The sequence below is a fragment of the Pelagibacterium halotolerans genome (assembly GCF_044811015.1).
Classification (GTDB): domain Bacteria; phylum Pseudomonadota; class Alphaproteobacteria; order Rhizobiales; family Devosiaceae; genus Pelagibacterium; species Pelagibacterium halotolerans_A.
The window spans coordinates 1,678,471-1,701,455 of the sequence record NZ_CP085243.1 but is presented as its reverse complement, the minus strand read 5'-3'; the positions used below and the strand labels follow the sequence as shown (position 1 = coordinate 1,701,455).

The 22,985-nt window shown below is 61.4% G+C and carries 27 protein-coding genes, 1 tRNA gene and 1 pseudogene; 19 read left to right on the top strand and 10 right to left on the bottom strand.

Going from position 1 to position 22,985, the window contains the following annotated elements; translation table 11 throughout:
- Positions 1-131 precede the first annotated feature (131 nt).
- On the top strand, positions 132-905 hold the full coding sequence (locus LG281_RS08450) for a DeoR/GlpR family DNA-binding transcription regulator (protein ID WP_404406262.1): 774 nt from the start codon (positions 132-134) through the stop codon (positions 903-905).
- A 63-nt stretch (positions 906-968) separates the two neighbouring features.
- Positions 969-2,456 carry a glycerol kinase GlpK gene (gene glpK, locus LG281_RS08445; RefSeq protein ID WP_404406260.1) on the top strand — a complete coding sequence of 496 codons (1,488 nt, stop codon included), beginning with the start codon at positions 969-971 and terminating at the stop codon, positions 2,454-2,456.
- Between the two features lie 166 nt (positions 2,457-2,622).
- Here glpK and LG281_RS08440 read toward each other — a convergent pair whose 3' ends face one another.
- The 3 genes from LG281_RS08440 to LG281_RS08430 form a co-directional block, all read right to left on the bottom strand.
- On the bottom strand, positions 2,623-3,099 hold the full coding sequence (locus LG281_RS08440) for an SRPBCC family protein (protein ID WP_404406258.1): 477 nt from the start codon (positions 3,097-3,099) through the stop codon (positions 2,623-2,625).
- 3 nt (positions 3,100-3,102) lie between these two features.
- Entirely contained in the window at positions 3,103-3,441 is a 339-nt protein-coding gene (locus LG281_RS08435) for an ArsR/SmtB family transcription factor (RefSeq protein ID WP_404406256.1), read from the bottom strand.
- 107 nt (positions 3,442-3,548) lie between these two features.
- Positions 3,549-4,061: a cytochrome P460 family protein gene (locus LG281_RS08430; RefSeq protein ID WP_404406254.1), complete on the bottom strand. Its 513-nt coding sequence runs from the start codon at positions 4,059-4,061 to the stop codon at positions 3,549-3,551.
- A gap of 216 nt (positions 4,062-4,277) precedes the next feature.
- On the opposite strand from LG281_RS08430, the gene LG281_RS08425 reads away from it, so the two are divergent.
- Positions 4,278-4,727: a MerR family transcriptional regulator gene (locus LG281_RS08425; protein ID WP_404406252.1), complete on the top strand. Its 450-nt coding sequence runs from the start codon at positions 4,278-4,280 to the stop codon at positions 4,725-4,727.
- A 104-nt stretch (positions 4,728-4,831) separates the two neighbouring features.
- Positions 4,832-5,488: a response regulator gene (locus LG281_RS08420; RefSeq protein WP_404406250.1), complete on the top strand. Its 657-nt coding sequence runs from the start codon at positions 4,832-4,834 to the stop codon at positions 5,486-5,488.
- A gap of 6 nt (positions 5,489-5,494) precedes the next feature.
- Here LG281_RS08420 and LG281_RS08415 read toward each other — a convergent pair whose 3' ends face one another.
- The gene (locus tag LG281_RS08415; protein ID WP_404406248.1) at positions 5,495-5,920 is read right to left on the bottom strand and encodes a VOC family protein; all 426 of its coding nucleotides are present in this window, start codon (positions 5,918-5,920) and stop codon (positions 5,495-5,497) included.
- Between the two features lie 69 nt (positions 5,921-5,989).
- On the opposite strand from LG281_RS08415, the gene LG281_RS08410 reads away from it, so the two are divergent.
- A complete protein-coding gene (locus LG281_RS08410) occupies positions 5,990-6,589 on the top strand; it encodes a helix-turn-helix domain-containing protein (RefSeq protein ID WP_404406246.1) in 600 nt (199 codons plus the stop codon).
- On the opposite strand, the gene LG281_RS08405 is transcribed toward LG281_RS08410, so the two are convergent.
- Positions 6,586-8,199 carry a NahK/ErcS family hybrid sensor histidine kinase/response regulator gene (locus LG281_RS08405; protein ID WP_404406244.1) on the bottom strand — a complete coding sequence of 538 codons (1,614 nt, stop codon included), beginning with the start codon at positions 8,197-8,199 and terminating at the stop codon, positions 6,586-6,588. The genes LG281_RS08410 and LG281_RS08405 overlap by 4 nt on opposite strands.
- Before the next feature lie 155 nt (positions 8,200-8,354).
- Between LG281_RS08405 and mscL the strand changes: the two genes are divergently transcribed.
- Both mscL and LG281_RS08395 read left to right on the top strand, forming a co-directional pair.
- Positions 8,355-8,792, top strand: coding sequence for a large conductance mechanosensitive channel protein MscL (gene mscL, locus LG281_RS08400; RefSeq protein WP_404406242.1), 438 nt, complete (start codon positions 8,355-8,357; stop codon positions 8,790-8,792).
- A gap of 449 nt (positions 8,793-9,241) precedes the next feature.
- A complete protein-coding gene (locus LG281_RS08395; protein WP_404406240.1) occupies positions 9,242-9,877 on the top strand; it encodes a response regulator transcription factor in 636 nt (211 codons plus the stop codon).
- Positions 9,878-10,031: 154 nt separating this feature from the next.
- On the opposite strand, the pseudogene LG281_RS08390 reads toward LG281_RS08395, so the two are convergent.
- Positions 10,032-10,295: pseudogene (locus LG281_RS08390) on the bottom strand (hypothetical protein); the annotation flags it as partial.
- 148 nt (positions 10,296-10,443) lie between these two features.
- Between LG281_RS08390 and LG281_RS08385 the strand changes: the two are divergent.
- Entirely contained in the window at positions 10,444-10,662 is a 219-nt protein-coding gene (locus tag LG281_RS08385) for a helix-turn-helix domain-containing protein (RefSeq protein WP_404406238.1), read from the top strand.
- Positions 10,663-10,703: 41 nt separating this feature from the next.
- Here the strand turns inward: LG281_RS08385 and hemA are convergent, their stop codons facing one another.
- Positions 10,704-11,984 carry a 5-aminolevulinate synthase gene (gene hemA, locus LG281_RS08380; RefSeq protein ID WP_404406236.1) on the bottom strand — a complete coding sequence of 427 codons (1,281 nt, stop codon included), beginning with the start codon at positions 11,982-11,984 and terminating at the stop codon, positions 10,704-10,706.
- 156 nt (positions 11,985-12,140) lie between these two features.
- Between hemA and LG281_RS08375 the strand changes: the two genes are divergently transcribed.
- Together LG281_RS08375 and LG281_RS08370 are read left to right on the top strand one after the other, a co-directional pair.
- Positions 12,141-12,335 (top strand): hypothetical protein, encoded by a 195-nt coding sequence (locus tag LG281_RS08375; RefSeq protein WP_404406234.1) that lies wholly within the window; start codon positions 12,141-12,143, stop codon positions 12,333-12,335.
- Between the two features lie 204 nt (positions 12,336-12,539).
- On the top strand, positions 12,540-13,205 hold the full coding sequence (locus LG281_RS08370) for an OmpA family protein (protein ID WP_404406232.1): 666 nt from the start codon (positions 12,540-12,542) through the stop codon (positions 13,203-13,205).
- A gap of 71 nt (positions 13,206-13,276) precedes the next feature.
- On the opposite strand, the gene LG281_RS08365 is transcribed toward LG281_RS08370, so the two are convergent.
- Both LG281_RS08365 and LG281_RS08360 read right to left on the bottom strand, forming a co-directional pair.
- Complete coding sequence (locus tag LG281_RS08365) at positions 13,277-13,990, bottom strand: L,D-transpeptidase (protein WP_404406230.1); 714 nt, start codon at positions 13,988-13,990, stop codon at positions 13,277-13,279.
- 69 nt (positions 13,991-14,059) lie between these two features.
- Positions 14,060-14,401 carry a hypothetical protein gene (locus tag LG281_RS08360; protein WP_404406228.1) on the bottom strand — a complete coding sequence of 114 codons (342 nt, stop codon included), beginning with the start codon at positions 14,399-14,401 and terminating at the stop codon, positions 14,060-14,062.
- 188 nt (positions 14,402-14,589) lie between these two features.
- Between LG281_RS08360 and LG281_RS08355 the strand changes: the two genes are divergently transcribed.
- The 3 genes from LG281_RS08355 (at position 14,590) to LG281_RS08345 (ending at position 17,477) form a co-directional block, all read left to right on the top strand.
- The gene (locus LG281_RS08355) at positions 14,590-16,893 is read left to right on the top strand and encodes a Tex family protein (RefSeq protein WP_404406226.1); all 2,304 of its coding nucleotides are present in this window, start codon (positions 14,590-14,592) and stop codon (positions 16,891-16,893) included.
- A gap of 70 nt (positions 16,894-16,963) precedes the next feature.
- Complete coding sequence (locus LG281_RS08350) at positions 16,964-17,203, top strand: type II toxin-antitoxin system ParD family antitoxin (RefSeq protein ID WP_404406224.1); 240 nt, start codon at positions 16,964-16,966, stop codon at positions 17,201-17,203.
- Entirely contained in the window at positions 17,190-17,477 is a 288-nt protein-coding gene (locus tag LG281_RS08345) for a type II toxin-antitoxin system RelE/ParE family toxin (protein ID WP_404406222.1), read from the top strand. Before LG281_RS08350 ends, LG281_RS08345 begins: the two co-directional genes overlap by 14 nt.
- 18 nt (positions 17,478-17,495) lie before the next feature.
- On the opposite strand, the gene LG281_RS08340 is transcribed toward LG281_RS08345, so the two are convergent.
- A tRNA-Thr gene (locus LG281_RS08340) sits at positions 17,496-17,570 on the bottom strand.
- A 334-nt stretch (positions 17,571-17,904) separates the two neighbouring features.
- Between LG281_RS08340 and LG281_RS08335 the strand changes: the two genes are divergently transcribed.
- The 6 genes from LG281_RS08335 to LG281_RS08310 all read left to right on the top strand — a co-directional run bounded on the left by LG281_RS08335 (position 17,905) and on the right by LG281_RS08310 (position 22,912).
- Entirely contained in the window at positions 17,905-18,186 is a 282-nt protein-coding gene (locus LG281_RS08335; RefSeq protein WP_404406220.1) for a hypothetical protein, read from the top strand.
- A gap of 291 nt (positions 18,187-18,477) precedes the next feature.
- A complete protein-coding gene (locus LG281_RS08330) occupies positions 18,478-18,645 on the top strand; it encodes a hypothetical protein (RefSeq protein WP_404406218.1) in 168 nt (55 codons plus the stop codon).
- Positions 18,646-18,773: 128 nt separating this feature from the next.
- A complete protein-coding gene (gene murA, locus LG281_RS08325; RefSeq protein WP_404406216.1) occupies positions 18,774-20,066 on the top strand; it encodes a UDP-N-acetylglucosamine 1-carboxyvinyltransferase in 1,293 nt (430 codons plus the stop codon).
- Between the two features lie 126 nt (positions 20,067-20,192).
- Positions 20,193-20,624 carry a DUF2948 family protein gene (locus tag LG281_RS08320; protein ID WP_404406214.1) on the top strand — a complete coding sequence of 144 codons (432 nt, stop codon included), beginning with the start codon at positions 20,193-20,195 and terminating at the stop codon, positions 20,622-20,624.
- Positions 20,625-20,655: 31 nt separating this feature from the next.
- Positions 20,656-21,948: a histidinol dehydrogenase gene (gene hisD / locus LG281_RS08315; protein ID WP_404406212.1), complete on the top strand. Its 1,293-nt coding sequence runs from the start codon at positions 20,656-20,658 to the stop codon at positions 21,946-21,948.
- A gap of 4 nt (positions 21,949-21,952) precedes the next feature.
- Positions 21,953-22,912 carry a UPF0262 family protein gene (locus LG281_RS08310; protein WP_404406210.1) on the top strand — a complete coding sequence of 320 codons (960 nt, stop codon included), beginning with the start codon at positions 21,953-21,955 and terminating at the stop codon, positions 22,910-22,912.
- Positions 22,913-22,985 lie beyond the last annotated feature (73 nt).

Here is a 22,985-nt window from a genome sequence, read left to right as displayed (position 1 = left end):
CGTTAACCTCCGTTGCAAACTGCACACGGGTGCCGCTTTTCCAATGTTTCCTGCGCATCCACGGCTTGTACTTTTATCCCGATCATGGCCTAGTTCGCGTTTCGAAGCGAAACAAAGCGAAACTTCTCCCCATGCAGCCACCCAATCCACGGCACGACGAAATCCTTGCGCTCGCGCGCACGGAGGGACGGGTTTCCGCAGAGGCGCTTGCCGAGACGTTCGGGGTTTCGGTGCAAACGATCCGCAAGGACCTCAATACCTTGTGCGCGGACGGACGCCTGATGCGCATCCATGGCGGTGCGCTCTATCCATCGGGAATCGAGAACCTCGAATATGAGGCCCGCCGCCAGATCGCGGCGGAGGAAAAGGCGCAGATCGGGCGTGCGGTGGCCACGCTCATCCCCGACAATGCCTCGCTTTTCATCAATATCGGCACGACGACCGAGGCCGTCGGGCAGGCGCTCGCGGGCCACAAGGGGCTGATGGTCATCACCAACAACATCAACGTCGCCAATCGCTTGCGTGTACTTAAAGACTGCGAAGTCGTGATCGCCGGTGGTGTGGTGCGCGGTTCGGATGGCGGTATTGTGGGTGAGGCGGCGGTGGATTTCATCCGCCAGTTCAAGGTGGATTATGCGGTGATCGGCACCTCGGCCATCGACGACGACGGGGCGCTGCTTGACTACGACTTTCGCGAGGTGAAGGTCGCTCAGGCGATCATCGCCAATGCCCGTCACGTGATCCTCGCCGCCGACGCCACGAAATTCGAACGCACCGCGCCGGTTCGGATCGCGCATCTGAGTCAGATTTCGACCTTCGTCACCGACCGCTGCACGAGCGGGGCGGTGCGCGCTGTGTGTGCCGAACACGGTGTGCAACTGATTGAGGCAGGCGCCGGTGATTGACCGGCGGGCGCTTTCGTATAGTTTTCGGTTCAGTTTCGTTATCGCCGCCGGGAGGAGAATGCCGTGACCGCTTATGTCGTCGCCATCGATCAGGGAACAACGTCGACACGCGCCATGGTGTTCGATGGCAAGATGCATGCGGTCGCCACCGCGCAAACCGAGTTTACCCAACATTTTCCGCGTTCGGGATGGGTCGAGCACGACCCTGAGGAGATCTGGAAGACGACGGTTTGGGCGGTAAAGTCTGCGCTCGAGAAGGCGGGTGCGTCGGTGAACGAGGTGGCTGCGCTCGGGATCACCAATCAGCGCGAGACGGTCGTCGTCTGGGATCGGACGACCGGCAAGCCGATACACAACGCCATCGTCTGGCAGGACAGGCGCACAGCGCCGATCTGCGAGCGGCTGCGCGCAGACGGGCACGAGCGGGTATTCGCCGAAAAGACCGGGCTTCTGGTCGATCCCTATTTCGCCGGGACAAAGGTCAAGTACCTCCTCGACGAGGTTGACGGCGCGCGCGAAAAGGCAGAGCGCGGCGAACTTGCTTTCGGAACCATCGACAGCTTCCTGATCTGGCGCCTGACCAGCGGCAAGAGGCACGTCACCGATGCGACCAACGCCAGTCGCACCCTGCTCTACAACATCCGCGAGAACGCCTGGGACGACGAGTTATGCGCCATCCTCGGGGTGCCCCAGTCGATGTTGCCCGAGGTACTCGATTGCGCGGATGCGTTCGGGGAGACCGACCCGGCGCTGTTCGGCGCTGCTGTTCCCATCCGGGGGGTGGCGGGAGACCAACAAGCTGCGGTGATCGGGCAGGCCTGTTTTGCGCCGGGAATGATCAAGTCGACATACGGCACGGGGTGCTTTGCGCTGATCAACACCGGAGAGGAGTTTGTACCTTCCAAGAACAGGCTCTTGACCACCATCGCCTACCGGCTCGGCGGGACGACAACCTATGCGCTCGAAGGCTCGATCTTCATCGCCGGGGCGGCTGTCCAGTGGCTGCGCGACGAACTCGGTATCATCAAGTCTGCAGCGGAAACTGGCGCGCTTGCCGGGCGATCGGACCCGCACCAGTCGGTGTACCTCGTTCCTGCCTTCGTAGGGCTCGGCGCGCCCTGGTGGGACCCGGATGCGCGCGGTGCTATTTTTGGGCTAACGCGAGCCTCGGGCGCGGCCGAGATTGCCCGCGCGGCGCTGGAATCGGTCTGCTATCAGACCCACGACCTTCTCGAAGCCATGCACAAGGACTGGGCATCCGGCGATGCCCGCACGGTCCTGCGGGTCGATGGTGGCATGGTCGCGTCCGACTGGACGATGCAATGCCTCGCCGATATTCTCGATGCACCCGTTGACCGGCCTAAAATGCTCGAAACCACGGTGCTCGGCGCGGCGTGGCTGGCGGGTTCGGCGGCTGGTGTCTGGCCCGACCAGGAGGAATTCGCCAAGGGCTGGGCGGTCGACCGGCAGTTTACCCCGACGATGGACGCCGAAACGCGGCGGGTGAAGCTTGCGGGCTGGGCCGATGCGGTGAGGCGGACGCTCTCGTAGTTGTCGTCTAAGGACACTCTCAAGAATACCCGCATCGCCTCGCTTGTCTTTTTCTCGCCCGGCGGCGTTGCGCGATGCCCCGTATATCTGGATATGCGGGACATCGCGCGCCTTGCCGGACAAGAAAAATCCGGCGCGATCCGACGCAGTTATTCTTGAGAGTGCCCTAAGTCCGTTTTTCGACAAGCGCAGCGAGTTGTTCGATGACGGTTCCCCAGCCATCGTAAAAGCCCAATTCGGCGTGCTTATTACGGTCGGCATTGCTCTTGTGCATGACGTGCGCGGAATAGTCCGTGCCGCCCGGATGGTCCGCGAGCGTGATGATCGCCGTTATGAAGGGCTGCTCAGCAGGCCGCCAACCGGCGATGAGCGCGTTGGTGAAGACGATCCGTTCGCCCGGGTCTACTGCAAGAAAGCATGCATCGAGGTGCGGCCCGAAATCGCCGCCGTCTTCGCTGATCTTTGTGACAAGCCCGCCACCGGGACGGACGTTCATCACTTCGACCTTGCAGAGCGCCGGTGCGGGTACCCACCATTGCGCGAATTGGTCCGGGTTGGTCCAAGCGCTCCAGATCGCCGATCGGGGCGCCTGGATGATGCGGGAAATCGTGAGGTCGAGATCGGGATTAACTGGTTGTGTCATGATTTACGCCTTTCTTTCGGCTTTGGCGGTGACGAACTGCTCAAGCCGGTCGGTCCGGCCCTCCCAGATCGCACGCTGATTCGACAGCCAGTCTTCAACCGCGGCGAATTGCTCGGTATTGATCGTGCACGTACGCACGCGCCCTTCCTTCCGCGTATGGATCAGGCCACCTTCTTCGAGGCAGCGGATGTGCTTCATAAAGGAGGGCAAGGCCATGTCGAACGGCTCGGCCAGATCGCTGATGCTCGCCGGGCCTGCGCCCAGCCGCTTCAGCACCGTCCGCCGGGTCGGATCGGCGAGCGCCTGAAAGATCGTGTCGAGAGTATGTGAATACTGAGCCATAAGGCTAAGTATCATGGCGCAATACTTAGCGCAAGAGCTAACTGTTTATTCGTAGCGCCAAGAGCAGGGCCGGCCAACCCGTTGAGCCGGTCCCGATCGCCGCAGGTTCAGTCGTTGGCAAACACCATGTCGCCGCCCGCTGCCCCGCTATGGCAAGAAATGCAGCCGGCAGCCTGGCCGGCGAGTGCGACACCGTCCGGGGTCTGATCGAGTGAGCCGTCGGGGAAATATTTCGCCCAGAACCAGCCGCTTTCGGCGTCCGGTTGTTCGAACATGACCGTAACAGCGGCGAGCGAAGCGTCCGGATCGTCCCAGACGGCACCGGGCGTCAGGCCCTCCGCCATATGGTTACGCTTGACGATCAATTGTCCTTCCTGACCGTTCAATGCGAACGGTGCATAAAACGTTTCGAGCACCGCCCCATGGGGTTCCGTACCTTCATAAGGCCGGGTGTGAATTGCGTCCTCGCCAGCCAGTCGCGCGTCGATCATGGCCTGCCACAGCGCGGCGGCCGTATCGAGATCGTCCTGTGTTCCGAACATGGCGTCCTGCGCGACCGCCCCGCCGCCGATTGCGAAAACGGCACAAAGCGCCGCGCCGAATTTGAGCTTTGCTCCCATATTCCTTCCTCCTCCGTTTGTCTTGGACACCCACGCCATCGGGCGGAGCACCGCCTAACGCAATCCGGTGCGGCGGTAACGCGTTCCCTAACGGCTTTTCCCAATCTCGTGACTGACATGTCGACGCGCGCGGTCATTACGCCACGCTTGCGCCGCGCCGCCCAATCGTACAGTTTGTAAAACCGAGAAATTTCCGGATTCGTGAAACGCCTAGATATGACCAACGCCGCCCGGAAGGACCGCGCGCAGCGGAGGGGTGATGGCCCGGCCATCTACACCATCGCCGAGCTCGCCGAAGCCTTCGACGTAACCCACAGAACGCTTCGCTTTTACGAAGACAAGGGCATGCTGCGCCCGCGCCGCGTGGGCAACAAGCGCCTCTATACCAACCGCGACCGCCGCCGCCTGCGGATCATCCTCGACGGCAAGCAGGTGGGGCTGACGCTGCGCGAGATACAGGAATATCTCGACACCTACGACCTGCGCGACGGCTCCTACGACCATCTGCGCCGGGCGCTCGACAAGGTGCACCACCAGCGCCACCTTCTCCAGCAGCGCCGGGCGGCGATTGAAAAATCGCTCAGCGAACTGGCGCGCGTCGAGCAGATCATCGAGGGCATGCTATCCGAGCCGCAGGACCCTGACGGGCGGGGGGATATTATATAACGCCGCGTTCTGCAGTTAGACCAATAGGTACAGGCCTTTTGCTTGTGTACTGCTCCCGCATCCGGTAAACGCAAAAAAGGGCTTGTTCTCGGGACATTTGGCATATGAGCCATCGCATCATCATTGTCGACGATCATCCTCTCTTCCGCGCGGCATTGCGCCAGACGCTCGAAGGAGAGGATAACGGCTATGCCTTCGAGGAAGCCGGGGATATCGACGGCCTCCTCGGCGCGCTCGAAGCCGACCGGGATTGCGACCTCGTGCTGCTCGATCTCAACATGCCCGGCGTGCGCGGGTTCTCGGGGCTCTTGCTGTTGCGCGCGCAATTCCCCGAAATCCCGGTGATGATCATCTCGGCGGTCGAGGACCAGGGGGTGATCAGGCGCTGCTTCGATCTGGGGGCCGCGGGCTATCTCTCCAAATCCGAAAGCGCCGAAACGATCCGGTCCTCCATCGATACGGTGCTGTCGGGCGAGCTCTGGGTGCCCGAAGGCATCTCGCTCGAAGGCGAGGACGAGCAGACCGAAATGCTGGCCCGGCTCGCGACGCTGACGCCGCAACAGGTGCGGGTGCTGATGATGCTCTCGGACGGGCTGATGAACAAGCAGATCGCCTATGAGCTTTCGATCTCGGAAGCGACGGTCAAGGCGCACGTTTCGGCGATCCTGCAGAAGCTCAATGTCGACAGCCGGACGCAAGCCGTGATCGCTGCTTCGAAGATCGAGCAGGGACAGTTTGCCCAGCTTGTCGAGGGGGAGTGAGAACTCTTACTCCGGAAGCGCGTCATCTGCATATTGCATAGCAAACTCCGTACTCGGCGGGATCGGCTTGATGATGTCGATCAGGACGCCGTTCGGATCGGCGGTGATGAAATGACGCTGACCGAAATCCTCGTCGCGCAATTCCAGCAGGATTGGCAACCCCGCGTTCCTTAATCGGACATATTCTGCATCGACGTCGTCGACTTCGAAGTTGAGCAAAAGTCCGTTCACCTTTCCACGACTGGCAGCGGGGATGGTTTCATGGCTACCGTCGAGTACGGCAAGATTGACCGCCGGATCGCTTCTTAATTGCAAGTGCACATACCAATCGGCCTCGAATGCCGCTTCGAAGGTGAAATGAGCGCGATAGAACGCGGCGGTGACTGCAACGTTGTCGGTCATGATGACCGGATAATAGCTTGTTGTTTTCATGGCTTCCCTCGCAACAAAAAGAAACATACAGTATGTATGTTAGGATGAAATAACATACAGGCTGCATGTATGCAAGAAAATGAATCACGGCGGTCGAACAAGGCTCGCTCGGATGCCACACGAGGGGCGCTTCTGGCAGCGGCTCGGGAATTGTTTATCGCGCGCGGCTACGCCGATGTGGGGACTCCGGAACTCGTCGCCGAGGCGGGCGTGACACGTGGCGCGCTCTATCATCACTTTGCCGACAAGCGCGCGCTGTTCGCTGCGGTAGTGGAGGCCGAGGCCGCGGCGGTAGCAGCGGAGATCGATGCGGCAACACCTGCCGGAATGGAGCCGCTCGAGGCGCTTATTTCGGGGGGGCGAACCTATCTCGAAGCCATGCAGGCGCCAGGACGCACACGGCTCCTCCTGCTCGAGGCACCTGCGGTGTTGGGGCAGGCTGTAAACACTGCGATAGACGAGCGACACGCCAATCGCACATTGCGCGAGGGACTTATCGCCGCGATCGAGGCTGGTGTCATCGGAGCCTTGCCGCTCAATGCGCTGACGCAGATTCTATCAGCTGCATTCGACCGAGCGGCCGTTGCGGTTGCAGCCGGTGAAGCGCGGGCGGATGTCGATGCAGTTATGGTTGCCGTGATCGAGGGGTTGGCGGGGTCTCGAGATTAGCCCCGTCGCGTCACCTGCGTGATCAACGCCCTCAACGCCGCCGGTTTCACAGGCTTGTTGAGCACCGCCGTCCCGCGTGCCTCGGCCAGTTGCCGCACTGCATTGGTGCGGTCTGCCGTGACGAGGATTGCCGGAAGCTGGCCACCGGCGACCTGTTTGAGCCATTCGATGGCATCGAGGCCAGAGGACTGATCGAGGTGATAATCCATCAGAACAAGGTCGGGCACCCAGCCTTCGAGCATGTTGGCCTGTGAGATGTCCTTGAGCGACGTCGCGGTCCGCACATCGCAGCCCCAGTTTTCGAGAAGGCCCGACATGGCGTCGAGGATGGAGCGTTCGTTATCGACACAGAGCACCTGAAGGCCCGCGAGTTGGGAATCGGGGCGTGTCGCCGGCGGTTCGTCGACAACGGCAATCGGCTCGCTCTCGACGATGCGGGGGACCGTGACGGAAAAGCGCGAGCCTTTGCCCACCACGCTCTCGATGGCGAGAGGATGGTCGAGCGCGATGAGGATGCGCTGGACGATGGAAAGCCCGAGCCCCAGCCCCTGCGCGATCCGCGCGCCCTGCTCGAGCCGCGAGAACTCGGTGAAGATCATCTGGTGCTGATGACTGTCGATGCCGATGCCGGTGTCGATCACGTCGATCCGGACGGTCTCGCCCCGCTTCCGGCATCCCACGAGCACCCGGCCACCGGGCTTTGTGTATTTGATGGCGTTCGAAACCAGGTTCTGGATGACCCGCGCGAGCAGCATACGGTCCGACCGCACGAGGAAGGATGCGCCGACAACGCGCAGATCGATATTCTTTTCCTCCGCGAGCGGCTGGAACTCGATCTCGACTTTCTTCAAAAGATCGAGGCTGTTGAAGTTCGACCGCGTCACCTTGAGCGCGCCGCTGTCCATCCGCGAGATGTCCAGCAGCGTGGACATGATATCTTCGACCGCATTGAGTGACGCATCGATGGACGACGCCAGATCGGCCATCGGGGTGCCGCGCGTGCGCTCGAAAAGCGTCGAGGTGTAAAGCCGGGCGGCGTTGAGCGGCTGCAGGAGGTCGTGGCTGGCCGCCGCGAGAAAGCGCGTCTTCTCGTGATTGGCCGCATCCGCCTTGGCGCGCGCCTTTTCAAGCTCGGCGTTGAGCAGCGTCAAAGCCCGTGTGCGATCGTCGACGCGCTCTTCGAGCGTATGATTGATCTGTTCGAGCGCGGCCTCGGCCTTGGCCCGGTCGGTGACGTCGGAAAGGGAAATGACGAGCCCGCCACCCGGTGCCTGGCTTGTGTGGATCTCGATGTAGTGGCCCAGAACCGAGAGCCGCTGGGTAAGCGTTGTGGGTTGCGACGTGATCAAGCGTCGGCGCTGATCGGCGAGCACTTCGGGTGTGCCCGGCCCCAGGTCGCCCCTGCGGGCAACAAAGAGAAGAATTTCGTCGAGGCTCGTGCCTTCTCTCACCAGGGTTTCCGGCAACGCCAGTACTTGGGCGTAGGTGGGGTTGGCGACCACGAGCCTGAGATCGGCATCGAACAGCGCGATGCCGTAAGGCAAATGGTCGACCGCGACGCGCAAATAGGCGTCCTGCCTCACCGTTTCGGAATGCGATACCTCGCTCACGCCGACGACCTCATTGTTGCGCGTTACTGCCTTGGTCGGCCCGCAGGGCGCGGCTGTCAAGTTATTCCAATGGACAATTGCCGCCCGTTGAGGCTAGCTTTCTCCAAGCATTCCAGCGCGTTGGCACGAATGTTACGACAGATATGGAGAGGCAGATGTCGTTATTCAAAGAGTTCAAGGAATTCGCAGTAAAGGGCAACATGGTCGACATGGCCATCGGCATCGTCATCGGTGCTGCGTTCACCGCGATCGTGACTTCGCTCGTCGACGACATCTTCATGCCGGTCGTCGGTCTGATTCTGGGGGGGATCGATTTCTCGAATCTGTTCATCGTTCTCGCCAACCCCGAAGGCATTGCGGTGCCGTCACTGGCCGCCGCCCAGGAAGCAGGGATTGCGACGCTTAATGTCGGGCTGTTCATCAACGCGGTGGTGAAGTTCGCGATCGTGGCCTTCGTGCTCTTCCTCGTGGTCAAGGGCATCAACAATCTGCGCCGGGAAAAGGCCAAGGAGCCCGAGCCCGAAATTGCGCCCGCCCCGCCGCGCGAGGAGGTCCTGTTGACCGAAATCCGGGACCTGCTCAAGGCGCGGTAGGCCTGTAGGAAGGCAGTCTGCGGCCGCGCCGTTTTCGCTTTCCATGTGGAAGACCCGGAAGCTGCAACCCCATTGGTAAAGTTACGGATTGTCATCCCACCGCGTATAGGTCTATAGTCCTATCGTAGGTAGTCGCTCCTACGGATTCATCCACTCGGCACGGCGGCCTACCTATCGCAAAATGCGTGCGCGATTCTTCTGAGGCGCATGCAGCGGACCTGAAGGATGGACATAGCGGGGGCTCTTGCGCGTGCCGGCAATTCTGCCGGACGGCGGACACTCTCCTTATGCCCGAACCGCTCCTTGACGGCACCGGTTGATCCGGATGCCTGACAGGGGAACGGGGACGCACGCGGGTTTCGGGGCGGACGCGTGGCAAGGCGCCTGCCGGTGAAACCAGTCATAGCAAGCCGGGGTGCCGGGGGCGCCTCACATGTCTGGAGGACACGATGAACACGGAAATTTCCTACCGTTCTTTTCTCAATCGCGACCGGTTGATCCACGTCGTCGATAACGACGCCAATACTTGCGAGGCGCTGACGCTGCTATTCCGGCTCGAAGGATTCCAAACCGCCGTGTCGCTCGATATGACAGATTTCCTGGGCCGGTTCGAGGAGCGCAAGCCCGATGTCGTGGTGCTCAATGCGATCATGGACGGCGCCTCGGCGTTGCCGGTGCTCGAAGAGGTCAAAGCACTGCGGACGGGTGTTCCCGTTTTTGTCATCTCCGATACCTCGGACGTCGGCATGACCGTGGAGGCCATGCGGCTGGGCGCCAGCGATGTGTTCGTCAAACCCATCGATACCGATCGCTTCGTTCGCGCGGTTCGCGAAACCCTGCGCCGCGACGTGCATATAGGCGCGGTACGGGACGGGCAGCGCGAAGTCGAAATTCGTGGGTTCACCCAGTTAACCCCGCGTGAGCGCGAGGTGTTGCAATTGATCACCAACGGGCAATCCAACAAGGAGGCCGGACGCGAATTGGGTATCTCGCCGCGCACCATCGAAGTTCACCGCGCGCGGGTGATGGAAAAGCTTGGCGCGCGCAACACAGCGGATTTGATCCGGATCGTGCTGACGAGCTGAGGAGGGAGGCTTTCGTCAGAGCCCCGATGCCTAGAGCGAGATGGCGTTTCGTTGAAGCGCCATATCGCTCTAGATCCTTGGTTGCGTGGGATTTTTTGCGGAACTCCGGTTCGCGGCTTTGCGCTTGCGCGGACCTTCGATTCCGCATCCCACTCTAGCAACGGCCAAGTCGCTGCCTGACGGCCTTCCGCACTCGATACCAATAGGCCTGCTCCGCGCCGTCGCTGCGGTACCACGCGTACTCGTGCCGGGCGAACGCCTCAAGCTCGGGGGCGGGGTAGTTGGCGATAATGTCGGCGGCCACGCGGTCGATTTCCCGCATGGGGATCAACCTCGGCTTGATGGCGTCGGTCCAGATCATCCACAGAACCAAGCCGATGAAGATGAGGGCCTGACCGCCGAAGACGATCAGCAAGAGTCATGAGAATGCTTGACCGAGTATATCCCACATCGCACCGCTCCCGAGAAAGTGCAATGTAGCCTATAGTCAACACAGCTGGGCTGAAAGCAAAAAAGAGACTCATCGTCCGTGGGTTTTTCGTCTACATAGCGAACCGATGGCGTGCATGGAAGACGTGCGCGCGATACTGGCCCGAAACATCAAGGCTGCCCGGAAACGGTTGAACCTGTCGCAGGAAGACCTTGCCGCGCGGGCAGAGATCGACCGCACCTATGTCTCCGGGATTGAGAGGCAGGTCAGGAATCCCACGATCACCGTGGTTGCGAAATTCGCAGAGGCGCTCGAAACGACAACGGCGGACCTGTTAACCGACGAATCCCGATGACTTGCGCGGGCCGGAGAAAGCCCGACATGACCGCATCCAGCTCACCCACCCACTGTGGGCAGCGTCAGGTCGCCGGCGATCAGCTTGTTTTCCATCAACCGCGACATGTCGAAATCGCGTGGCAGGTCGAGGGTCTGCCAGACGACGATCAGCGCGTCGCATAGTTCGGCGACCATGTCATCTGTATGATATGGCGTTGGCGTGATCCGCAGCCGTTCGGTGCCTTTTGGAACCGTGGGATAGTTGATCGGCTGGATGTAGATGTTGTGCCGCTCCATCAGCATGTCGCTGGCCGCCTTGCACAGCCGCGCATCACCCACGATCAGCGGAACGATATGCGTATCGGTCGGCATCACCGGCAGCCCGGCCTCTGCCAGGACGCGCTTGACGCGACCGGCCTGGCGCTGATGCGCCTCGCGTTCGGCATCGGAGGTCTTCAGATGCTCGATCGACGTCCGGGCTGCCGCGCAGAGCGCCGGGGGCAGGGCGGTAGTGAAGATAAACTCGGGCGCGTAGGAACGTACCGCGTCGACAATCGTTTTGTTGGCGGCAATATACCCGCCCATGACGCCGAAACCCTTGGCGAGTGTACCTTCGATGATATCGATCCGGTCCATCAGGCCTTCGCGCTCACAGATACCGCCGCCGCGCGGGCCGTACATGCCCACGGCATGGACTTCATCGATATAGGTCATGGCGTTGAATTCTTCAGCCAGATCGCAGATTTCCTTGATCGGCGCGATGTCGCCATCCATCGAATAAACAGACTCGAAAACGATGAGTTTGGGCCGTTGCTTGCCGGCAGCAGCGAGAAGCTCGCGCAGGTGCTCAAGGTCGTTGTGGCGGAAAATCTTCTTTTCCATGCCCGATTGCCGCACGCCAGCGATCATTGAGGCGTGGTTAAGCTGGTCCGAAAGGATCAGGCAGTCGGGGATCAGCCGGCCGATGGTCGAGATCGCAGCTTCGTTGGAAACGAACCCCGAGGTAAAAACAAGCGCGGCTTCCTTGTGGTGCAGATCGGCAAGCGAGCGCTCCAGCTCGACCAGCGGGCGGTTGGTGCCCGAAATATTGCGTGTGCCGCCTGCGCCCGCGCCGAGCTTGCCCGCGGTCTCCTGCATCGCGGCGATAACCTTGGGATGCTGGCCCATGCCCAGGTAGTCGTTCGAGCACCAGATGGTAATCTCACGGGCGTTGTCGGCGCTATCGCGATAAACCGCGCGCGGGAAGCTGCCCGCAATACGTTCGAGATCGGCAAAAACGCGATAGCGTTTCTCTATTCGAAGCGCGTCGAGCGCGTCCTCGAAAATGCCGCGATAGTCCATGAGGCCTACTCCGATTCTGGCGCTTTTCCGCCGCGGGGGACATACCCGTTCCGGTCCGCGCTCCTATTCAATAGTATTCAAGCCATCCGCCAAACTGCGGCTTGGCACAGTGTGGGCTTTTCTTGTGACGAATCAACCCTAACGGGAGCCGGGTTTATGCAGTTTGATCTGGATCAAACGCCGCTAAGTCGATCATACGAAATGCGAAACGGCGGCATCCACCCGACGACCGGTCACAAGATTTTGTCAATTTATGCGCTTTGCCGGACGTTCGCCAGCGTGACGCAATGCCGCTCCGGAGGATCGGGCGGAAATACGGCACCCACCGGCTGGGACATGGCCGGAAAATAGGCTAAACTCCGCTCTCGCGGGGAGGCATAAACACGGTGCTGCCACAATTGCACCTAGAGTGCCAAGCGAGAGAGGACTTGGGGCGCGAAATTTCGGAGACAGACCCTAGATCTTTGATTATGCGTGGTTTTGCCGGCGAAAGACACAGTCGTGACCCGCGCCACGCGAGAACGCAGGCATAACCAATAGAGCGGTAGAATCATCATGAAAAAAGCAATTGCACTTTCCGCCGTCGCGGCGCTGACCCTCGCGGGCTGCACGACGACTAATCCTTTTACCGGTGAAACCAAGATTTCCAACACCGCGGGCGGTGCGCTGATCGGCGCCGGCGGTGGCGCCATCGGCGGCGCGGTGATCGGCTCCGTGGTCGGCGGCGATCCGCGGATCGGCGCGTTGATCGGCGCGGGTGTCGGGGCGCTCGCAGGTGGCGCGATCGGTAACTATATGGACCAGCAGGAAGCTGCGTTGCGCGCCCAGCTCCAGGGCACGGGTGTGTCGGTGACCCGAGTGGGTGACCAGATCATCCTCAACATGCCCTCCAACATCACCTTCGCCACCAACCAGGCAACGGTGCAGCCGCAGTTCCAGAGCACGCTGAACTCGGTCGCGCTGGTGCTGCAGGAATATAACCAGACGCTGGTCGATATCGTCGGATATACCGACTCGACGGGTTCTGAGAGCTACAACCTGACGCTGTCCCAACAGCGCGCCACGGCTGTTGCCCGCGTTCTGGCCCAGAATGGCGTCGATTCGCGACGCTTCTTTGTCGAAGGTCGCGGCGAGGCCAACCCGATCGCCTCCAACGACACCGAAGCCGGCCGCGCGCAGAACCGCCGCGTCGAAATCACGATCATTCCGATCCGGAGCTGATCGGCCTCACGGCTTCAGGTTTTCAACGAATATGAAAAAGGCGCGCTTCGGGCGCGCCTTTTTGTGTCGGGTCAAACCTTAAGCGGCATGACTCCGTCATCGGGTTCCTGGAGGACCACGATCTTTGAGCCCCATGCGACCCGGTCATAAAGATCGATAACGTCCTGATGCAGGAGGCGGACGCAGCCCGAGGAGACCGCCTTACCGATTGACCAGACCTCACCGGTTCCGTGCAGGCGGTAGAGTGTGTCGCGGTTGTTCTGGTGGATATAGAGCGCCCGGGCTCCCAGGGGATTGGTGAGCCCCGGCGGCTGGCCGCCACGCCATTGCTCGAGCTCGGGCTGGCGCTCAATCATCTCCGCTGGTGGCGTCCACGTTGGCCATTTGCGGCCATAAGCGATGCGCGCGAGACCGCCCCACGCAAACCCTGCGCGCCCGATGCCGACACCGTACCGCATCGCCGTGTCACCGTCCTGGACGTGGTAGAGAAAACGGTTGGGCGTATCGACAACGATCGTGCCGGGAGCTTCGGTGGTCGGATAGTCGACGACCTGGCGGTAATAGATCGGATCGAGTTGGTTAAGGTCTATAGCCGGGAGCGAGAAGTCCTCCTCCGGCATTGCCCTGTACATGAGCCGCGCGTGTTCGGGAATCGGTGGGCGTGCCGGCTGGGCCGGGAGGGTTGGACTGAACGTGGTCGAACAGCCGGCGGCGGTGAGAGCCAAAAGGCTGGCGGCGCCAGTCAGGAAGCCGCGCCGGTTAGGGGCGGAAGAGAAATGAAACATCGGTAAGCTCGCAACGAAATATCGCGCGCCAGGCGCGCGGTGAATGCCAGGGATGGGTTTGCGAACGGATCAGGCCTTGGGCGGGGGCGGATCGAAACCTGTGGCGGCAAGCGGGACATCCCTCGCGATCGGTTCAAAGACCGGTTCGGCCCGCGGTGCCTGCACGGGCAGGGTGATCGCCGCGACAATGGCGTGTTCGGTCGGGCAGGAGGGCAGCACTTTGCCCAATCCGATCTTCTTCCAGCAATGTGCTTTGGGCGTCGATGGTTCGACGCGGGCGTCCGCAGCGACCTCTTCGCAGATGGCGTTCTCAACCGGGCCGGCGTTGGCGGTTGGGTTGGCGGATGCAAAGCTGGTGAAGATCAGAAGGAGGCCTGTGGCCAGAAGGACGATGGGCAGAAAGCGTGACATATCCTCGCGCTTAGCGGGTCAAAAGGGGCAAGATCGGGGCAATATCGGATCACGTTGAAGTGACCTTGCAGAACGCCCATTCTCGTTGCCATGGTGCAACACTGGTCCTGTGGATGGCGCGTGCCAAAGGCTTGGCGCGATGGCTGCTACACGCATATGGTCCGGTTCCTTACGAGCAAGAGGTATTCATGAGCGCCAACGAAACCGCCATCGCCGCGACTATCGCAAAAGACATCGCCGCCCGGCCCGAGCAGGTCGTGGCAGCGGTGAAGCTGCTCGATGAAGGCGCGACGGTGCCGTTCATTGCGCGCTACCGTAAGGAGGCAACCGGCGGGCTCGACGATGCGCAATTGCGCACGCTCGGGGACCGGCTCACCTATCTGCGCGAGCTCGAGGCCCGGCGCGCGGCGATCTTGCAGTCGATCGACTCGCAAGGGAAGCTGACCGACGCGCTGGCCGCCGAAATCGCGCGGGTGACGACAAAAGCCGAACTTGAGGATATCTATCTTCCCTATAAGCCGAAGCGCCGCACCAAGGCCGAGATCGCCCGCGAGCGTGGGCTAGAGCCGCTCGCCGATACGCTGTTCGGCAATCGGAGCCTTGTGCCGCTTGAAGCTGCCGAAGCGTACCTGACCGATGACGTGCCCGATGCCAAAGCCGCCCTCGAAGGCGCGCGCGACATCCTTGCCGAGCGCTTTGCCGAAGACGCGCAGCTGATCGGCACGCTCCGGGCATATATGGAGCAGAGAGCGCTGCTGCGGTCACGCGTTGTCGAGGGCAAGGAGGAGGCAGGCGCGAAATTTTCCGATTATTTCGACCATGCCGAACCCTGGTCGAAAGTCCCCAGCCACCGCGCCCTCGCCATGTTGCGCGGACGTAACGAGGAGGTGCTTTCGGTCGATCTTGAGCTCGATGCGGACGCCGAGGGGCGGTTTAAGCCCGCCGAACTTATGGTCGCGCGGCATTTCAACATCACCGCCGATGGCGGGCCAGCGGATCAGTGGTTGATGGAGGTTGCGCGTTGGAGTTGGCGGGTGAAGCTGTGGCTGCACCTCTCGGTCGATCTGATGACGCGCCTGCGCGAACGCGCCGAGGAAGAGGCAATCACGGTTTTTGCGCGCAACCTCAAGGATTTGCTGCTCGCCGCACCCGCCGGAAGCCGGGCGACCCTAGGGCTCGATCCCGGCATCCGCACCGGCGTCAAGGTTGCGGTGGTCGATGCAACCGGCAAGGTTCTCGATACAGCGACGGTGTATCCCTTCGCGCCCCGCAACGACGTGCAGGGCAGCCAGGCGGCGCTGATGGCGCTCATCGCCCGGCACAGGGTCGAACTGATCGCCATCGGCAATGGCACCGCCAGCCGCGAGACCGAGCGGTTGGTGACGGACATGCTGACGCGCATTCCCGCACCCAAACCGCTCAAGGTCGTCGTGAGCGAGGCAGGGGCATCGGTCTACTCTGCCTCTGAAGCCGCTTCGAACGAATTGCCCGATCTCGATGTATCGTTGCGCGGCGCGGTGTCGATTGCACGGCGGCTGCAGGATCCGCTGGCGGAGCTTGTGAAGATCGAACCCAAATCGATCGGGGTGGGGCAGTACCAGCACGACGTCGACCAGCACAGGTTGGCCAAATCGCTCGACGCGGTGGTCGAGGATGCGGTGAACGCGGTCGGTGTCGATCTCAATACGGCTTCCGCCTCGTTGCTGGCCCGCGTTTCGGGACTCGGCGCGTCGCTGGCCGAAGCCATCGTCGCGCATCGGAACGCCAATGGTGCGTTTGCGGCGCGGAGTGATCTCAAGGCGGTACCCCGGCTTGGCCCCAAGGCCTTCGAGCAGGCCGCCGGCTTCCTGCGCATCCGCGACGGCGCCGAGCCACTCGACGCCTCCTCGGTGCATCCGGAAGCGTATGGCGTCGCGCGCAAGATTGTTGCTGCGTGCGGGCGCGATATCCGTACGTTGATGGGAGACAGCAAGGCGCTCAAGGCTCTCGATCCGCAGCGTTTCGTTGACGCGCATTTCGGTCTGCCCACGGTGCGGGACATTCTCGCCGAACTCGAAAAACCCGGCCGCGATCCGCGCCCTGAATTCAAGACCGCGCAATTTGCCGAAGGGATCGAGGAGATATCGGACCTCAAACCCGGCATGATGCTCGAAGGCACTGTGACCAACGTTGCCGCCTTCGGCGCCTTCGTCGATATCGGTGTGCATCAGGACGGGCTGGTCCATGTCTCCCAGCTTGCCGACAGGTTCGTGAAGGACGCGCACGAGGTGGTCAAAACTGGCGACGTTGTGAAGGTCCGCGTCGTGGAGGTCGACGTCAAGCGCAAGCGGATCGGGCTCTCGATGCGCAAGGATGGAGTGGCGGGGACGGATAAACGGCCGGCGCCGGAACGCGGTGGCAAACCGCGTGGCAAGGGGCGGAGCGAGAGTGGCGGTGCAGGGCAAGGCGTATTCGGCGCGGCGCTGGCGGATGCGATGCGGCGGAAGTCGTGAGCAGTGGTGCGACTTGCTTGTGGTGCACATATGGTGCACAATTGCACCGTCAATATGAGGAGTCTCGGACATGGTGAGACAAAGCGTTTCCCTGACCAAGCCGAACGATGACTGGCTGAAGGCGCGGGTCGAAAGTCAGGAATATATGAGCAAGAGCGAGGTCGTGAACGACCTTATCCGGCGTGCGCGCGAGATCGAGGCAGTTCGTGGCAAGCTTGTCGAGGCCGAGCAGGGTGTTCTGATCGACCAGACGCGTGCCGAAATCCTTGAAGAGTTCAAGGATGAGGCGCGCCGGCATGGCGATCTATAGGCTATCGGCTCACGCCAAAGAGGACTTGCGGCGGATTTACATGCACGGGCTTTGCGAGTTCGGCGAAGCTCAAGCCGACAAGTATTATAACGCTCTGTTCGACGCATTCGAACATATTGCCCGGCAACCGCTGATGCATCAGGCCGTCGACGAGATACGCGCCGGGTATCGCCGGGCAATCTGTGGTAGCGAAAGCATCTATTACCGGGTCGTGGGGGATAGAGTGGAGATCATGGCCATTATCGGCAGGCAGGACACAGGCAGTCTGCCTTGATCGGTAATGCGGGGAAAATGGTGCTGCTGGAGAGATTTGAACTCTCGGCCTCTCCCTTACCAAGGGAGTGCTCTACCCCTGAGCTACAGCAGCTTGAAATCATGCTTGTGGAAGCCGCGCGAGGCGCCGCCGCCGATGCGCGCTTCTACTGCCACAGACCCCTTATGGACGCAAGGGCAAAAAGCTGCGATTCTCGGGGCAATGAATAACCTGTGTTTTTCTTGAAACCGCCCGTGATTATAAGCTGGCAGAGATTATGGCGCTGTAAGTCAGCGCAACGATCCATTCGGACGTCGCAGGGTGGTGCCGTACGGTCGATTTGGAATGACATTGAGTTCCCCAACGGCGGCAAATAGGTCGCGTGGGAAAGCAACCCTTGTCAGGATCGTGGTTTCGGTGTTCAGTTGACCTCCAAGGAAGGAGTTAGATGGTCGAGTTGGCCGCTTTCGCTGGACGATTAGCCGGAACGATGATTGATCCGTTCGTGTGGATCATTGCTCTACTTGCCGTCTGGCTCGCGCCGAACGTTGTTGTCGCCACCTTTTCGGCTATCGCTTTGGTTTTTGGCCTTGGCATCGCAATCGCTTTGGTAACAAACCATCCAGACCCTGTTACCGCACTTGTATTTTCAGGCATCGCCACAGCAATTTGGGTGGGCATTTGGGGCCTCGGTAAACAGACTATCCGGCGAGCAAAGCAGAAGCAGTGACGCGATTCCCCGATCACGCCCCACCAAGAGGCAGATTCTTGGTCTTCCTAGTCAGCCAGTTGGCCTGGGCGCTCGTTTGCGGCATCTTTATTACCGTGCCAACGATTAGGTCGCACGCATTCTGGGTTGGTATCGCCTATCTCATGGGTTTTGTTTTCTTGGCCATTTGGGCTGCCACGTCCTTTGCGGAGGCGAAGGACCTGTCCCTCTACCTTGCCAAGGGCCTAGGAGTGCTTGCGCTCGTTTGCAGCGGATTCCTGCTACTTTCTCTGATCTTGATTTGACTAAGCAATGACCAACCCCGACCGCAATCAAAGATTGGCCGCAAAGCTCCGCGAAAATCTTAAGCGTCGCAAAGCGCAGGCCAAGGCGCGCCAGGCGCATGAGACGAACGATAAAGTGCAGGGGAAAGACGATGACGCGCAAGCCGGCCGCAACACCACCGGCCGTCCGAAGTAGCAGGACGTCCTCCAAGTCCTGACCATTTCTTGCACCCGCCCACACGCTGCGGTACCAGAGCGTTCGCGCTGATGCCCGTGGCTTCCCTTTTATGATTCGCGCCGCGCGCATACCCTAGGAGTATCACCATGGACCGGATACGCATTGTCGGCGGCAACGCCCTGAACGGCGAGATCGAAATCTCGGGCGCAAAGAACGCCGCGCTGCCTCTGATGATTGCCGCGCTTTTGACCGATGAACCGGTCACGTTGCTCAACGTGCCGCGCCTCGCCGACGTCAAACAGCTCGAACGTATCCTTGAAAATCATGGTGTCGATATCGCCGTTCACGGCCGGCGCCGCGGCGACCGCGAGATGGGCGGGCAGCGGCTCACGATTACCGCCGGAGATATCGTCGATACGACTGCGCCTTATGAGCTCGTCGCGAAGATGCGCGCGAGCTTCTGGGTCATCGGTCCACTTCTGGCGCGCGAAGGGCAGGCACGCGTCTCGCTGCCCGGCGGCTGTGCCATCGGCACCAGGCCGGTCGATTTCTATCTTGAGGGTTTGCGCGCGCTCGGTGCCCAGATCGACATCGATGGGGGCTATGTCGTCGCGGCCGCGCCTGGCGGTCGGCTCAAGGGCGCGACAGTCGCATTCCCGCGCGTCTCCGTGGGCGCAACGCATGTGGTGATGATGGCGGCTTCGCTAGCCGATGGCACGACGGTGATTGAGAACGCCGCCCGGGAACCGGAAGTCGGCAACCTTGCCGATTGTCTCGTCTCCATGGGCGCAAAGATTTCCGGCATAGGGACGGACAGGCTCGTGATCGAAGGCGTCGAACGTCTGCACGGCACCAGCCATGAAGTGTTGCCCGATCGTATTGAAACCGGCACCTATGCCATGGCCGCGGCCATGACCGGTGGCGATGTCCTGCTGCGCGGAGCGCGGGGGGATCTGCTGCAGGCGGCGCTTGATTCGCTGGGCGAGGTCGGTGTTACCGTCAGCCATGAGACCGAAGGGCTGCGTATCAAGCGCAACGGCAACGGGCTCACAGCTATTGACGTCGAGACCCAGCCCTTCCCCGGCTTCCCCACCGACTTGCAGGCCCAGTTCATGGCGCTGATGACGCGCGCGAACGGCACCTCGGCGATCAAGGAAACCATCTTTGAAAACCGCTTCATGCACGTGGCCGAACTTGCGCGCTTTGGCGCCGACATCCATGTCGACGGCCAGACAGCAACGGTCAGGGGTGTGCCAGAGCTCAAGGGCGCTCAGGTAATGGCAACGGACCTGCGCGCGTCGGTCTCCCTCGTCATTGCCGGGCTTGCGGCACGTGGGGAGACGGTGGTCAACCGCATCTATCACCTCGACCGGGGTTTCGAGCGGCTGGAAGACAAGCTCAGCCGTTGCGGCGCCGAGATCGAGCGCGTTACCGGTTAGGCATATCCACGATTGGCCCTCGCATTGGACAAAAGGACACGCTAGTAAAGCGTGGCCTTGCAGGCACGTGTCGCGTACCCCAGATATGCGGCAACCGAACCGCATATTGTTTCAAGCCGGGATGCCATGACCGACCTCAAGCTGCTCGCCCTCGATAGTGAAGACCTCGACGTGCTGTCCGCGCATGTGCAGGACGCCGTGGTGCGCGTGGGCGACATGGGTTACGCCAAGGCCGACCGGCGCTTCGTACTCCTGATGAACCGCTATGCATGGGAGGCGGACGATCCGCGTGGGCGCGGCCAGCGCAAGAGGGCGGGGCTGCATTTCGATTATGTCACCAACGCCCATGCCGAGGGCTTCGATATCAAGGCCAAGGACGGCGTGCTCGAACTGCTGGCCGTACGGTTTCTCACTGGAGACGACCCGGCGGGAGAGGTGCTTTTGACATTTGCGGGCGGCGCGACGGTCAGGCTCGATGTCGAATGCCTCGAAGCGCGCCTCAAAGACCTGGGCGGCGTTTGGGCCGCCAAGGCGCAACCCAGGCACGAAGTCGATTGACCTCTTAGGGCACGGGGGCTATTCGCCGGATATGACGGTTTTTCTCTCGACGGCCGATGCCGGTTTCGAACGTGCCTTTGCCGATCTGCTCGGTTCCAAACGCGAATCCTCGGTGGAGGTCGGCGAGACCGTCGCCGCCATCATCGCGGATGTCAGGGACCGCGGCGACGCGGCGCTGATCCACTATACCGAAAAATTCGACAGGCTTTCGCTGACGCCCGAGACGCTGCGGATTTCCAGCGAGGAGATCGACGCTGCCTATGAGGCAACAGCGCCGGAGGTGCGCGAGGCGCTGGAATTCGCGCATCGGCGCATCACCGCGCATCACGAAAAGCAGAAACCGCAGGATCATATCTATACCGACGATATCGGCGTGACACTCGGAACGCGCTGGACGCCGATCGAGGCAGCGGGGCTTTATGTGCCCGGCGGGCTGGCGTCCTATCCGTCCTCGGTGCTGATGAACGCGGTGCCGGCCAAGGTCGCAGGGGTCGAGCGTATCGCAATGGTCGTTCCCACCCCGGACGGCGCGCTCAACCCCGCGGTTCTCGCGGCTGCCCGTATCGCCGGGGTGGACGAAGTCTACCGCATAGGCGGTGCGCATGCAGTCGCAGCCTTGGCCTATGGCACACAGAACGTAGCACCGGTCGTCAAGATCGTCGGGCCGGGCAACGCCTATGTCGCCGCAGCCAAACGCCAGGTGTTCGGCGCTGTCGGCATCGACACCATTGCGGGGCCATCCGACGTTCTGGTCATCGCGGACGGTACGGCCAATCCGGCATGGGTTGCTGCCGATCTTTTGGCGCAGGTCGAGCACGGGGCAGGGGCGCAGGCTATTGCGATTGCCACCGATCCAAAGCTTTCCGAAGCCATCGCCGCGGAGGTTGAGCGTCAACTTATCCTGCTGCCGCGCGCGGACATCACGCGTGAAGGCTGGGAAAACCTGGGCGCCGTTATAACCGTCCGGACGCTGGATGAAGCGTTCAACCTGACCAATCGCATTGCGCCCGAGCATCTTGAGCTGGCTGTCGATGAGCCGAGGCGTCACCTCGACAAGGTCCACAATGCCGGTGCCGTTTTTCTCGGTCATTTCACGCCCGAAGCTATTGGTGATTATGTCGGCGGCTCCAATCATGTGCTGCCGACAGATGGTACGGCCCGCTTCGCCTCCGGTCTGGGTGTGTTCGACTTTATGAAGCGCACGTCGGTGCTGGGCTGCGATCCCTCCAGCCTCGCCGAACTTGCAGGCGCAACGGTTACGCTTGCCGAAACCGAAGGTCTTTCGGCACATGGCCGGTCGGTCTCCATAAGGCTCAATCGGTAAGACCATGAGCAAACGGGCGTTCGATCCAGAGACCGACAGGATCGTCACGGTCACGCTCGACCCCAACACCATCACCTCCGTCGACCCCGACGAGGTGCATGAGTGGCGCATCGCGACATACGATCTCGTCGATTCGAACAAATTCTATCCCGCGCGTGTTTCTGCCAAAGGGCCCTACGCGCTGCACCTTTCGATCATCGGCAACCACGTCGTGCTCGACGTCCGCGATCCGGTGAATTTCAGCCCCATCGCCGCGCATTACCTCTCGCTGACCCCGTTCCGCGGCCTGATCCGCGACTATTTCCGTATCCGCGAGAGCTATTACGAAGCCATCCGTTCGGCTTCGACCTTCCAGATCGAGGCCGTCGATATGGGCCGGCGCGGGCTGCACAACCAGGCCGCCGAATTGCTGATCGAGCGCCTCGACAACAAGCTCGTGATGGATCTCGAGACCGCGCGGCGGCTTTTCACGCTCATCTGCGCGATCCAGCCCTACGCTGCGCGCGTTGCGGAGAAAGACAGCGAGTTGCCCACGATTCTCTTCGTGTGCTCCATGAATTCGGTACGCTCGCCCATCGCCGCGGCACTTGCGCGCAAGCATTTCCCCGGCCGGCTGATCGCGCGTTCGGCGGGCGTACGCTCGGGCAAGGCGGATCATTTCGTCCACGAGGTGATGGAGGAGATCGGCATCGATATGTCGGTCCATACCCCGCATACAATGGATGAATTGATGGCCAGCCATTTCGATCTGGTGATCACGCTCGCCGAGGACGCAAAAAAGGCCGTGCTCGACCGCGGATTGGAAGCGGGCCAAATGCTGTACTGGAACGTCCCTGACCCTTCCGAGATCGAAGGGAGGCGCGAAACCGTCCTCGCCGCATACCGCGATTTGCGCGAGGATCTCGACGCAAGGTTATTGAAGACGCTCCCGCAATTTCTCGTCGATGCGGGACAGGACGTCTGACCCCTTTTATTTATGGGCAATTCCGTTTAGTTTGCGCGCCAAATCGCCGCCGGGTGAAATAAACCGGGCTGCG